Genomic DNA, 12,214 nt, shown 5'->3' on the forward strand with positions numbered 1-12,214 from the left:
GAACGACAGACAACGACCACCGTGCGGGCTTTCCGCCGCAGGTCACCCGACTGGATCTGCGACACTGATACGGCCATGCCTAATCCCGGAGAACTCACCTTCACAGCCCCCCGCGGTGCCCAGCGGCCGCCGCGGCATCTCGCTGATCTCTCGCCCGCCGAACGCAAGGAGGCCGTCGCCGCGATCGGCGAGAAGCCGTTCCGGGCGAAGCAGCTCTCGCAGCACTACTTCGCGCGGTACGCGCACGACCCCGAGCAGTGGACCGACATTCCCGCGGCCTCCCGAGGCCGGCTGCGGGAGGCGTTGTTCCCCGAGCTGATGACGGTCGTACGGCACCTGTCGACCGACGAGGGAACCACTCGTAAGACGCTGTGGCGGATGTTCGACGGGACGCTCGTCGAGTCGGTGCTGATGCGGTATCCGGACCGGGTGACGATGTGCATCAGCTCGCAGGCGGGCTGCGGGATGAACTGCCCCTTCTGCGCCACCGGGCAGGCCGGTCTCGACCGGAACCTGTCGACCGCCGAGATCGTGCACCAGATCGTGGACGGGATGCGGGCCCTCAGGGACGGCGAGGTGCCCGGCGGCCCCGCGCGGCTGTCCAACATCGTGTTCATGGGCATGGGCGAGCCGCTCGCCAACTACAAGCGGGTCGTGGGCGCGATCCGGGCGCTCACCGACCCAGAGCCGGACGGGCTCGGGCTGTCCCAGCGCGGCATCACCGTCTCGACCGTCGGACTCGTCCCGGCCATCCACCGGTTCGCCGACGAGGGCTTCAAGTGCCGCCTCGCGATCTCCCTGCACGCGCCCGACGACGAACTGCGCGACACCCTCGTCCCCGTGAACACGCGGTGGAAGGTGCGCGAGGTGCTGGACGCCGGTCTGGAATACGCCGCCAGGTCCGGGCGCCGGCTGTCCATCGAGTACGCGCTGATCCGCGACATCAACGACCAGGCGTGGCGGGGCGACCGGCTCGGCCGGCTGCTCAAGGGCAAGCCCGTGCACGTCAACCTCATCCCGCTCAACCCGACGCCGGGCTCCAAGTGGACCGCCTCCAGGCCCGAGGACGAGCGGGCCTTCGTGGCGGCCATCGAGGCGCACGGGGTGCCGGTGACCGTCCGGGACACCCGCGGGCAGGAGATCGACGGCGCCTGCGGTCAGCTGGCTGCCACCGAACGATAGCCGGACGGTAGTCTGAGCCCGGTCATAACGTCATATCGCGAACCTCGCGTTCCGAACACTCCGATCACTCCGAATACTCCAAACACTCCAAGCATTCCGCACAATTTGAATATTTCCGACAGGGGAGCGCCACAGCGCTGAGAGTGCGGCACACCGGCCGCAGACCCTCCGAACCTCGCCCAGGTCATTCTGGGTAGGGAGATCGGTCCTCACTCAAGCTGTTGCGCCCTGCCCGGACCTGCCTCGTACGGTCCGGGCAGGGCCGCGTCTCTTCCTGGTCAACCCCAGGAGGAATCCAGTTGCACACCAAGACCTTCGTGGCCGTCGCGGTCGGGCTCGGCCTGGTCACGCTGTCCGCGTGCGGATCCACGAACGACGGGGGCGCCGACTCCAAGACGGTCACCCTCGTCAGCCACGATTCGTGGGCGGTCTCGAAGAACGTGCTCAAGGACTTCGAGAAGCAGTCCGGTTACACCGTCAGGGTCCTCAAGGACGGCGACGCCGGGCAGGCCGTCAACAAGGCGATCCTGACCAAGGACAACCCGCAGGGCGACGTCTTCTTCGGCGTCGACAACACCCTGCTGTCGCGCGCCCTCGACAACGGGCTGTTCCAGTCGTACCAGCCGAAGGACTACGACCGGATCGAACCCGAGTACCGGGACGGCACGTCCGGGCACCAGGTCACGCCCATCGACACCGGTGACATCTGCGTCAACTACGACAAGGCGTACTTCGAGCGGCACCGGCTGGCCCCGCCGCAGACCTTCGACGACCTGGTCGAACCCCGGTACAAGAACCTGCTCGTCACCGAGAACGCCGCCACCTCCTCGCCCGGCCTCGGTTTTCTGCTCGGCACCGCCGCGAAGTACGGCGACGCCGGCTGGAGCGCGTACTGGAAGAAGCTCAAGGCCAACGGCGTCAAGGTGGTCGACGGCTGGGAGCAGGCGTACGACGAGGAGTTCTCCGGTTCGGCCGGCGGCAGGAAGGCGGGCGGCGACCGGCCGCTCGTCGTGTCGTACGCCTCCTCGCCGCCCGCCGAGGTCGTCTACGCCGACCCGAAACCGGCCACCGCGCCCACCGGAGTGGCCGCCGGTACCTGCTTCCGGCAGATCGAGTACGCCGGACTGCTCTCGGGTGCCCGCAACAGCGCGGGCGGCAAGGCGTTCCTGGACTTCCTGACCGGCAAGGAGTTCCAGGAGGACATGCCGCTGAACATGTTCGTCTACCCGGTGCGCACGGATGCCGCGGTGCCGCAGGAGTTCGAGAAGTACGGCCCGCGGGCCAAGGACCCCGAGACCATGGCGCCCGACCGGATCGCCGCCGACCGTGACCAGTGGGTCAAGTCGTGGACCTCACTCGTACTGAACTGACCGGGGCGGACGAGGGGACCGGGCCGGCCGAGGCGGCCGGTTCCCTCCCGCGCGGGCGGCGCGGCACCGGGAGCCTGGTACGGCTCGCGCTGCTGGCCGGGCCCGTCGCGTTCTTCGCCGTGTTCTTCGCCTGGCCGGTGGCCGCGATCGTCACCCGCGGTCTGAAACCGGACGGCGCCTGGCGGCTGGGACGGATCGCGGACGTCGTGGCCCGTTCCGACATCCGGCACGTGCTGTGGTTCACCACCTGGCAGGCGCTCGCCTCCACCGCGCTCACCCTGCTGGTCGCGCTGCCCGGCGCGTACGTCTTCGCCCGCCTCGACTTCCCGGGCAAACGGGTCCTGCGGGCCGTGGTCACCGTGCCGTTCGTGCTGCCGACCGTCGTCGTCGGCACCGCCTTCCTCGCCCTCGTCGGACGTGGCGGCCTCCTCGACGACCTGTGGGGCGTGCGGCTGGACACCACCGTCTGGGCGATCCTGCTCGCGCACGTCTTCTTCAACTACGCCGTCGTCGTCCGCACGGTCGGCGGACTGTGGGCCGGGCTCGACCCGCGCCAGGAGGAGGCCGCGCGGATGCTGGGCGCGTCGCCGCCGGCCGCCTGGCGCAGGGTGACCCTGCCGGCGCTGGCCCCGGCGGTGGCCGCCGCCGCGCTGATGGTGTTCCTGTTCACCTTCACCTCCTTCGGCGTGGTGCAGATCCTCGGCGGCCCCACCTTCGCCACGCTCGAAGTGGAGATCTACCGGGAGACGTCCCAGATCTTCGACCTGTCCACGGCCGCGGTCCTCACCCTGGTCCAGTTCGCGGCGGTCGGCGTGATCCTCGCCGTGCACGCCTGGACGGTACGGCGGCGGGAGAGCACGCTGCGCCTGGTCGACGCGTCGCTGACGGCACGCCGGCCGCGCGGGGCGGGCCAGTGGGCGCTGCTCGGCGGTGTCCTGGCCACCGTCGTCCTGCTCGTGCTGCTGCCGCTCGGGGTGCTGGTGCAGCGCTCCCTCGCCGCTCCCGGCCTCGGCTACTACCGGGCGCTGACCCGTGCGGACGGCGGTACGTTCCTGGTGGCGCCGATCGCCGCGGTCGGCAACTCCCTGCGCTACGCCGTCGTCGCCACCGCCATCGCGGTGCTGATCGGCTCCCTCGCCGCCGCGGCCCTCGCCCGCGGCGCGGGCCGGATCGTACGGGGCTTCGACGCGCTGCTGATGCTGCCGCTCGGCGTGTCCGCCGTGACCGTCGGTTTCGGTTTCCTGATCGCGCTGGACAAGCCGCCGCTCGACCTGCGGCAGTCCTGGATCCTCGTGCCGCTCGCCCAGGCGCTGGTCGGCGTGCCCTTCGTCGTACGGACCATGCTGCCGGTGCTGCGGGCCGTCGACGGGCGGCTCAGGGAGGCGGCGGCCGTGCTCGGGGCGTCGCCCTGGCGGGTGTGGCGCGAGGTCGATCTGCCGCTGGTGCGGCGGGCGCTGCTGATCGCGGCCGGATTCGCGTTCGCCGTCTCGCTCGGGGAGTTCGGCGCGACCGTGTTCATCGCGCGGCCCGACAACCCCACGCTGCCGGTCGCCGTGGCCCGGCTGCTCGGCCGGCCGGGCGATCTCAACTACGGCCAGGCGATGGCCCTTTCCACGATTCTCATGGTGGTGTGCGCGGTGTCCCTGCTGGCGCTGGAACGCCTGCACCTCCCGTCTCGAACAGAGGCGACCGGGGGGATCCCGGTCGACCGGACCGGGGAGTTCTGATGCTGCTGAGCCTCACGTCCGCGACCGTGCGCCTCGGCGGGCGGGCCGTGCTCGACGCCGTCGATCTGGCGGTAGCCGAGCACGAGATCGTCTGCGTGCTCGGGCCCAGCGGCAGCGGCAAGTCGACGCTGCTGCGGGCGGTGGCCGGACTTCAGCCCCTGGACGCGGGGCGGGTGGCGCTCGACGGACGGGACCAGACGGGCGTGCCCGCGCACCGGCGCGAGGTCGGGCTGATGTTCCAGGACCACCAGCTGTTCCCGCAGCGGGACGTGGGCGGCAACGTGGCGTTCGGGCTGCGGATGCGCGGCGCGTCGAAGGAGCGGCAGCGGACCGCGGTGGCGGAGCTGCTGGACCTGGTGGGGCTGCCGGGGGCCGCCCGGCGGGCCGTGGCCCGGCTCTCCGGCGGCGAACAGCAGCGGGTCGCGCTCGCCCGAGCCCTCGCGCCCCGGCCGCGGCTGCTGATGCTGGACGAACCGCTCGGCCAGCTCGACCGCTCGCTGCGGGAACGGCTCGTGGTCGAACTGCGGGAGCTGTTCGACCGGTTGGGCACCACCGTGCTCGCCGTCACCCACGACCAGGGCGAGGCTTTCGCGCTGGCCGACCGGGTGGTCGTGATGCGGGACGGCCGGATCGCCCAGTCCGGTACGCCCCTTGAGGTGTGGCAGCGGCCCGCCGACGAGTTCGTGGCCCGCTTCCTCGGCTTCGAGAACGTCGTCGACGCGCAGATCACCGGAGCGGTGGCGGTCACCCCGTGGGGGAAGCTCCCGGTGCCCGAGCCCGCGCCCCAGGGCCGGCGCACCCTGCTGGTACGCCCCGCCGGCATCCGGCTCGGACCGGCCGGCGAGGGCCCGCGCGCCATGGTGACCGCGCGCACCTTCAAGGGCACCCATGTGGCCGTGCGCCTCCAGCCGGGGGACGGCCCGCGTCTTGAGGCGGCGTGCGCGCTGCGGGCGGCGCCGGAGACCGGGGACGAGGTGGGGGTGGAGTTCGACCCGGCGGAAATCGTCGTGCTGGGATGACCGCGAGGCCGTAGCGTCGGGGCATGACGCTCCTCACGCATGACCGCTACTGCGACGAGATCGCCCACCAGATCGGGCAGTTGAGGGCCGTGGTCACCTCCGGCGCCGATCTGTCCGCCACCGTACCCACCTGCCCGGACTGGTCGCTGGAGGACCTGCTGCGGCACCTGGGCGGCGCTCTGCGCTGGGTGGAGTTGCTGGTCAGGACCCGGGCCCAGGAGAACGTCCCCGCGGAGCGGGTCCCCCACGCCGGGCGGCCCGAGGCGCGCGGCGACGCCGCGGCGCTGGACGCCTGGCTCGCGGAGACCGGCCGGCTGCTCGTCGACACCCTGCGCGAGGCCGGGCCGGACACGAAGGTGTGGACCTGGGCCGGAATCCTCGACGCCGGCTTCTGGGCCCGCCGGATGACCCACGAGATCACCATCCACCGGGCTGATGCCGCGCTCGCCGCCGGACTGCCCTACGACGTCGCCCCGGACGTGGCCGCGGACGCGATCGACGAGTGGTTGCAGATCATCGAGTTGGTGCAGCGCTCGGGCCTGCGGAAGGAGACCGTGGAACTGCGCGGGCCGGGCCGCAGCATCCATCTGCACGCCACCGACACCCCGCCCGAGCTGAACGCCGAGTGGTTCGTCGAGCTGACCGACGAGGGCGTCGCCTGGCGCCGCGGCCATGAGAAGGCGACGGTCGCGCTGCGCGGTCCGCTCACCTCGGTCCTGCTCGCCTTCTACACCCGTATCCCGCCGACAGGACCGGAGTTGGAGGTCGTCGGCGAGCGGGAGCTGCTGGACTTCTGGCTGGAGCGGGCCACGTTCGGCTGAACGACCGCGGCCCGCCCCCGCGGTGCGGGGACGGGCCGCGGCGTGTGCCGAAGTGAGGCGTCAGCGGTTGCTGTTGGCCCCGCGGCGGCGCATGCCGAAGAACACCGCGCCACCGCCGACGACGACGAAGGCGGCGGCGATACCGGCGATCAGAGTGGTGTTGGAGTTCGCACCGGTCTCGGCGAGGTTCGAGTCACCGGCCGCCGGGGACGGCGCGTTGCTCGACGTACCCGCCGGGGCGGTGCTGCTCTCCGAGGCCGACGGAGTCGGGGTCTGGGACTCCGCCGGCGTCGACTCGGACTCCGACGGAGCCGGGCTGGTCTCCGGGGGGGTCGGGGTCGGGGTCTCCTCGGTCTTGCAGGCCGTGGACGGGGTGACGAGGTCGGGCTTGATGTCCTCGTCGACCGGCCCGCCCTTGACGTGCACCCGGTAGGTCGCGTTCGGCTTCCAGTCCGCGGTGAACGTGGCGGTGGTGCCCTCGCGGGAGCCCGTGAGCTCCTGGGACTCGCCGACCTGCTCGTCGGAACCGTTGTTCTTCAGGAACACGGAGATGGTGACCGGCGTGCCGGAGGCGTCCTTGTCGGTGACGACGATGACACCGTTGGTGCCGTCACAGTCGGCCTTGGCGGTGAACTCACTGATGTTGCACGCGAAAGCGGAGTTGCTGACGCCCAGCGCGAGCGCGACAGTCGCGGAGGCAACACCCAGAATGCGCACGGAACGACGTGCGCTGCGGCGTGTTATGGACACGTTTGTCCTTTACAGAGTGCATCTGCGGGGGGGCTTGGGGGGCAGATGAAGCGATTGTGAAGACAGCTTCACCATCCCCAGGAGAATCACAGGTCTATAAGTGTTCCATAAGCACTGTCAACGCATATGCCCCCCACCGGTGTTGGCTTTACCGTGTTGTTAACTCCCGGGACGTTTCGATGCCTCGGGAGGCGGCCCGGCCCGCTCGGCCGGGGACGGTCTCAGCCCCTGCGTCGACTCGGCCCTGCACGGCCCCGACCCTCAGCTCCACGGTCGCCTCGACTCTCAACGTCGCCTCGACTCTCAACGCCGCGCCGCTTCAACGCCGCACCGCCGCGGCGCCGTGCGGGTTCAGCCCTGCACCGCCGCCGGGTCCATCCACATGACCTCCCAGGTGTGGCCGTCGAGGTCGTCGAAGGCGCGGCCGTACATGAAGCCCTGGTCCTGGGTCTCGCCGGCCGCCGTGCCGCCCGCCGCGATCGCTTTGTCGACCAGTTCGTCGACGCTCGCGCGGCTTTCGGCGCTCAGGCAGATCAGCGTCTCGCTGGTCTTCGTCGAGTCCGCGATCTCCTTCTTCGTGAAGTCCGCGTAGCGCTGCCTGCTGAGCAGCATCGCGATGATGGTGTCGCTGATCACGACGCAGGCGCAGTCGTCCGTGGAGAACTGCGGGTTGATCGTGTAACCGAGCGCCGTGAAGAACCTCTTCGACGCCTCGACGTCGTCGGTGGCCAGGTTCACGAAGATCATCTGTTGGTACATGGGCCTCTCCCCTCGGGTTCGTACTGTTCGAAGGGCAGACCGGAGGGCGCCGGGGAACTCATCGGCGGCCACGGACTTTTTTCGTACTGCTGTGCGGATGTGCTCCGTGGGCGCTCTGGTGCGGAGGGGCCGACCGTCGGCCCGGTTCAGTCGCCGTCGGCCCGGTTCAGCCGCCCGTCCGGTTCCGCTGCCCGCCCGGTTCGCCGGCCGGGCCGGTGCTGCTGCCGGGCCGGCCGGTTCAGCTGTCCAGCGGGAGCACCACCAGGTAGGCCACCACCACCGTGAGCGGGCCGAACAGGGCGAGCAGCGCGCCCGCACGCAGTGCGGCGGCGACGCGCAGCAGGGTCGCGGGGGCGCCGAGGCGCAGCAGGCCGGCGACGGTGTCGGCGCGGGACTGCCGGGCCTCCACGGCCGCCGTCAGCAGGGTGCCCATGGTGCAGCCGATGACCAGCAGGACGCCGAAGGCGGTGAGTTGGCCGTAGGGCGCGGTGTTCTCGGAGCTGAAGGCGGTCATGGCGAGCGCGCCCGAGACGACCACGCACACCACGCCGAGCGGACGGCCGAGACGGACGGCCTCTGCCATCAGCGCCCGGCCGGCCAGCAGCCGCAGCGCGCCCGGCCGGACCGCCTGGAGCAGTCGGCCGCACAGATGGGTGAGGCCCGGCGCGGCGAGGACCAGGCCGACCGCGGCCAGCGCCCAGCCGGTCAGCACGCCGGGGAGCGCCGGGCCGGGCGCGGCGGAGAACCCGGCGTACGCCTCCACGGCCAGGCCGAAGGCGAGGACCGCGATGCCCCAGGGGAAGCCGGCCGGGGGACGGCGCGGATCGGTGAGGGCCGCGCTCCAGTCGCCGCCCGGGTCCGTCGCCCCGTCGGCCGGGGCGGAGTCCGGTCCGCCGTCCGCGGACGCCGTCGGCTCACCGTTGTGACCGAGGGTCTGCCCGGTGTCGCCCCGCTGCGGGACCGGCACCGGTTTCTGCGGCACGGGCACCGCGGCGATGATCCGGGTCCCGGTGGCCGGGCGGGCGGCGGCGTCCCGCACGTGCGCGGTGAACCCGGTGTGCGTCCCCAGGGACTCGGGCGAGCGCGCCCGGCCGTAGGAGCCGAAGCGGCCGTACGTCCAGGCCGCGCCGCGCTTTGCGGGGCGGGCGTCCCGGGGCCGCAGGACCAGTGCCACCGTGCCCGACGCGATCACCGGTACCAGCGTCAGGAGGGTGAGGGCGGCCGGCACCGGCAGCGGCTCGCCCGCGGCCAGGAACGTCGCCGCCGCTCCGTCGAAGGGCGTGCCCGTGAGGTCGCCGCGCAGATGGAGGAAGGCGAAGAGGGCCACCAGCGAGCCCAGCGTGCAGGACAGGGCCGTCGACAGGACCGAGATCGCCATCAGCCGGGCCGGGCCCAGGCCGAGGGCCGAGAGCCCCGGGCGGGGCTTGGTGCCCGGGTCGGTGCGGGCGACCGCCACCGCGAAGTGGACGGCGGCGGCCAGCGGCACCGCGCACCAGGCCAGCCGGGTCGCCGCCTCCGTCGGCTGCTCGGGGTGTCCCAGCGCGTAGCCGAGGGCGCTCAGCAGGAGGAAGCCCGTGCCCGCCGCGGCGGTCGCCACCAGTAGGCGGCGCAGTTGGACGGTGGGGCGGGCGGCGCGGGTCAGACGGAGAGCGAGCACGCGGCCCGGCCTTCCGACTCGGTGACCGGGGGCAGGTGCACGGTCGTCACGCACCGCCCGTCCAGCAGCGCCACCGTGCGGTCGGCGAGGGCCGCCGTCTCGGCGTCGTGCGTGGCCAGCAGGACCGTGATGCCGTGCGAGCGGGCGGCCGTCGTCAGCGTACGCAGCACATGGGCGCGGTCCGCGCGGTACAGGGGGGCCGTCGGCTCGTCGGCGAACAGCACCGTGGGGGCCGGGGCGAGCGCACGGGCGATCGAGACGCGCTGGCGTTCGGCCTGGCGCAGCTCGTGCGGATGGCTGCGGGACCGCTCACCGACGTCCAGCCGGTCCAGCCACTCCAGGGCGGTGGTCTTGGCCCGGCGACGGCTGGTGCCGCGCAGCATCAGGGGCAGCGCGGTGTTCTCCCAGACGGTCAGCTCGGGGACCAGGGCCGGTACCGGGTCGATCCAGCCGAACCGGTCGCGGCGCAGGCGCTCCCGGGCCATCGGGCCCAGGGTGTGCACGGGCGCGCTGTTGAACCAGATCTCGCCGTGCCGGATCGGCAGCAGCCCGGACAGGCAGCGCAGCAGGGTCGTCTTGCCGCTGCCGCGGGGTCCGCTGACGGCGAGGATCTCGCCCTCCCGCACGCCGAGCGAGACACCGCCCAGGGCGGGCGAGCCGTCGTCGTGGGTGAAGTGCAGGGACCGTGCCCAGAGCACGTCGTTGTCCGGCGGGGCCTCCATGGGCGTACACCTCGGTTCTGGTCCGTGTTTCCCGGCTTTCCCGGCGCTTTATCCCTCTTCCGGGGGGAACGAAGGCTGGGCCGATCGGTCACTTGCACGCTAGGCAGCCGCCGCCGGCCGGCCGGACAGCACACGGCCCCGGACCGCCGTTCTCACTCGAACGGACGGCTCCGGGGCCGGTGTCGATCAGCTGATCAGCGGTGTGGGGCCGGGCGCGGGCACACGGCCGGGCCAGGGATCAGAGCTTGGTCCACGCCTCGGTCAGTGTCGCGCGCAGGATCTGCTCGATCTCGTCGAAGGTCGCCTGGTCGGAGACGAGCGGCGGGGCGAGCTGGACGACCGGGTCGCCGCGGTCGTCGGCCCGGCAGTACAGGCCGTTGTCGAAGAGGGCCTTGGAGAGGAAGCCGTACAGGACACGCTCGGTCTCCTCCTCGTCGAAGGTCTCCTTGGTGGCCTTGTCCTTGACCAGTTCGATGCCGTAGAAGAAGCCGTTGCCGCGGACGTCGCCGACGATCGGCAGGTCGTACAGCTTCTCCAGGGTGGTCCGGAAGGCGCTCTCGTTGTCCAGCACGTGCTGGTTGAGGCCCTCGCGCTCGAACAGGTCGAGGTTGGCGAGGCCCACCGCGGCGGAGACCGGGTGGCCGCCGAAGGTGTAGCCGTGCAGGAACATGTTGTCGCCCTGGTAGAACGGCTCGGCCAGGCGGTCGGAGACGATGCAGGCGCCGATGGGGGAGTAGCCCGAGGTCATGCCCTTGGCGCAGGTGATCATGTCCGGTACGTAGCCGAACTTGTCGCAGGCGAACATGGTGCCGAGGCGGCCGAAGGCGCAGATGACCTCGTCGGAGACGAGCAGCACGTCGTACTGGTCGCAGATCTCGCGCACCCGCTGGAAGTAGCCGGGCGGCGGCGGGAAGCAGCCGCCGGCGTTCTGCACCGGCTCCAGGAAGACCGCGGCGACGGTCTCCGGGCCCTCGAAGAGGATCTGCTGCTCGATCTGGTCGGCGGCCCAGCGGCCGAACGCCTCCGGGTCGTCACCGTGGATCGGCGCCCGGTAGATGTTCGTGTTCGGGACCTTGTGCGCGCCCGGCACCAGCGGCTCGAACGGGGCCTTCAGACCGGGCAGGCCGGTGATGGACAGGGCGCCCTGCGGGGTGCCGTGGTAGGCGACCGCGCGCGAGATGACCTTGTGCTTGGTGGGCTTGCCGGTCAGCTTGAAGTACTGCTTGGCGAGCTTCCAGGCGGTCTCGACGGCCTCGCCGCCGCCGGTGGTGAAGAAGACCTTGTTCAGATCGCCCGGCGCGTGGCCGGCGAGGCGCTCGGCCAGCTCCACGGCCTTCGGGTGGGCGTAGGACCACACCGGGAAGAACGCCAGCTCCTGGGCCTGTTTGAAGGCGGTCTCGGCGAGTTCCGTGCGGCCGTGGCCGGCCTGGACCACGAACAGCCCGGCGAGACCGTCGAGGTAGCGCTTGCCCTTGTCGTCGTAGATGTAGGTGCCCTCGCCCCGGACGATGGTGGGGACGGGCGCGTTCTCGTAGGAGGACATGCGGGTGAAGTGCATCCACAGGTGGTCGTACGCGCTGCGGCTCAGGTCCTTTGTGCTCACGGTTATCGGGTTCCCCACATGTAGGTCTGCTTCTTGAGCTTCAGATAGACGAAACTCTCGGTGGAGCGCACGCCGGGCAGGGCCCGGATGCGTCTGTTGATGACGTCCAGCAGGTGGTCGTCGTCCTCGCAGACGATCTCGGCGAGGATGTCGAACGAGCCCGCGGCCATCACCACGTACTCGACCTCCGACATGGCGGTCAGCGCGTCGGCCGCGGACTCGACATCGCCCTCGACGTTGATGCCGACCATCGCCTGCCGGCGGAAGCCCACGGTGAGCGGGTCCGTGACGGCGACGATCTGCATGACGCCCTGGTCGAGCAGTTTCTGGACGCGCTGGCGCACGGCCGCCTCGGAGAGGCCCACGGCCTTGCCGATGGCGGCGTAGGGCCGGCGGCCGTCCTCCTGGAGCTGCTCGATGATGGCGAGGGAGACGGCATCCAGGTGCGGGGTGCCGTTCCGGGACTCGCGGGGCGAGCCCTTCTGGTCTGCGCTTCGACTGGCCACGGTCTCACTGTGCACGACGTCTCGACAGTTCCGCAAGGCACTATCGATGAAATTCGTTGTTTGCATGGTCGAGACTTGCGGATTTCGCAGCCGTAGCC

The 12,214-nt window shown here is 71.4% G+C and carries 11 protein-coding genes and 1 riboswitch; of the genes, 5 read left to right on the plus strand and 6 right to left on the minus strand.

Annotation, left to right across the window (positions count from 1 at the left end):
* Positions 1-75 precede the first annotated feature (75 nt).
* From rlmN to ACFC09_RS38790, 5 genes are all read left to right on the plus strand, one after another.
* Positions 76-1,182 (plus strand): 23S rRNA (adenine(2503)-C(2))-methyltransferase RlmN, encoded by a 1,107-nt coding sequence (gene rlmN / locus ACFC09_RS38770; protein ID WP_376536520.1) that lies wholly within the window; start codon positions 76-78, stop codon positions 1,180-1,182.
* A 110-nt stretch (positions 1,183-1,292) separates the two neighbouring features.
* A riboswitch (TPP riboswitch) is annotated at positions 1,293-1,400 on the plus strand.
* Between the two features lie 81 nt (positions 1,401-1,481).
* Positions 1,482-2,552 (plus strand): thiamine ABC transporter substrate binding subunit, encoded by a 1,071-nt coding sequence (locus tag ACFC09_RS38775; protein WP_376536522.1) that lies wholly within the window; start codon positions 1,482-1,484, stop codon positions 2,550-2,552.
* A gap of 92 nt (positions 2,553-2,644) precedes the next feature.
* Entirely contained in the window at positions 2,645-4,279 is a 1,635-nt protein-coding gene (locus tag ACFC09_RS38780; protein WP_376536591.1) for an ABC transporter permease, read from the plus strand.
* Positions 4,279-5,298 (plus strand): ABC transporter ATP-binding protein, encoded by a 1,020-nt coding sequence (locus tag ACFC09_RS38785; protein ID WP_376536524.1) that lies wholly within the window; start codon positions 4,279-4,281, stop codon positions 5,296-5,298. The genes ACFC09_RS38780 and ACFC09_RS38785 overlap by 1 nt, the downstream gene beginning before the upstream one ends.
* Before the next feature lie 23 nt (positions 5,299-5,321).
* Positions 5,322-6,119 (plus strand): maleylpyruvate isomerase family mycothiol-dependent enzyme, encoded by a 798-nt coding sequence (locus tag ACFC09_RS38790; RefSeq protein ID WP_376536527.1) that lies wholly within the window; start codon positions 5,322-5,324, stop codon positions 6,117-6,119.
* A 60-nt stretch (positions 6,120-6,179) separates the two neighbouring features.
* Here ACFC09_RS38790 and ACFC09_RS38795 read toward each other — a convergent pair whose 3' ends face one another.
* The 6 genes from ACFC09_RS38795 to ACFC09_RS38820 form a co-directional block, all read right to left on the minus strand.
* Positions 6,180-6,869 carry an LAETG motif-containing sortase-dependent surface protein gene (locus ACFC09_RS38795; protein ID WP_376536529.1) on the minus strand — a complete coding sequence of 230 codons (690 nt, stop codon included), beginning with the start codon at positions 6,867-6,869 and terminating at the stop codon, positions 6,180-6,182.
* A 351-nt stretch (positions 6,870-7,220) separates the two neighbouring features.
* Entirely contained in the window at positions 7,221-7,628 is a 408-nt protein-coding gene (locus tag ACFC09_RS38800; RefSeq protein ID WP_376536531.1) for a VOC family protein, read from the minus strand.
* 238 nt (positions 7,629-7,866) lie between these two features.
* The gene (locus tag ACFC09_RS38805) at positions 7,867-9,285 is read right to left on the minus strand and encodes a hypothetical protein (RefSeq protein WP_376536533.1); all 1,419 of its coding nucleotides are present in this window, start codon (positions 9,283-9,285) and stop codon (positions 7,867-7,869) included.
* A complete protein-coding gene (locus ACFC09_RS38810; protein WP_376536535.1) occupies positions 9,267-10,007 on the minus strand; it encodes an ABC transporter ATP-binding protein in 741 nt (246 codons plus the stop codon). The genes ACFC09_RS38805 and ACFC09_RS38810 overlap by 19 nt, the downstream gene beginning before the upstream one ends.
* Before the next feature lie 238 nt (positions 10,008-10,245).
* Positions 10,246-11,628: an aspartate aminotransferase family protein gene (locus ACFC09_RS38815; protein ID WP_376536537.1), complete on the minus strand. Its 1,383-nt coding sequence runs from the start codon at positions 11,626-11,628 to the stop codon at positions 10,246-10,248.
* Positions 11,613-12,131 (minus strand): Lrp/AsnC family transcriptional regulator, encoded by a 519-nt coding sequence (locus ACFC09_RS38820; protein WP_376536539.1) that lies wholly within the window; start codon positions 12,129-12,131, stop codon positions 11,613-11,615. The genes ACFC09_RS38815 and ACFC09_RS38820 overlap by 16 nt, the downstream gene beginning before the upstream one ends.
* Positions 12,132-12,214 lie beyond the last annotated feature (83 nt).

It is taken from the genome of Streptomyces sp. NPDC056161 (assembly GCF_042268025.1).
Classification (GTDB): Bacteria; Actinomycetota; Actinomycetes; order Streptomycetales; family Streptomycetaceae; genus Streptomyces.

Excerpts from the sequence above, each read along its gene's own strand:
- rlmN (WP_376536520.1), top strand. The coding sequence starts at position 76 with ATGCCTAATCCCGGAGAACTCACCTTCACAGCCCCCCGCGGTGCCCAG.
- ACFC09_RS38785 (WP_376536524.1), top strand. The coding sequence starts at position 4,279 with ATGCTGCTGAGCCTCACGTCCGCGACCGTGCGCCTCGGCGGGCGGGCC.
- ACFC09_RS38790 (WP_376536527.1), top strand. The coding sequence starts at position 5,322 with ATGACGCTCCTCACGCATGACCGCTACTGCGACGAGATCGCCCACCAG.
- ACFC09_RS38800 (WP_376536531.1), bottom strand. The coding sequence starts at position 7,628 with ATGTACCAACAGATGATCTTCGTGAACCTGGCCACCGACGACGTCGAG.
- ACFC09_RS38810 (WP_376536535.1), bottom strand. The coding sequence starts at position 10,007 with ATGGAGGCCCCGCCGGACAACGACGTGCTCTGGGCACGGTCCCTGCAC.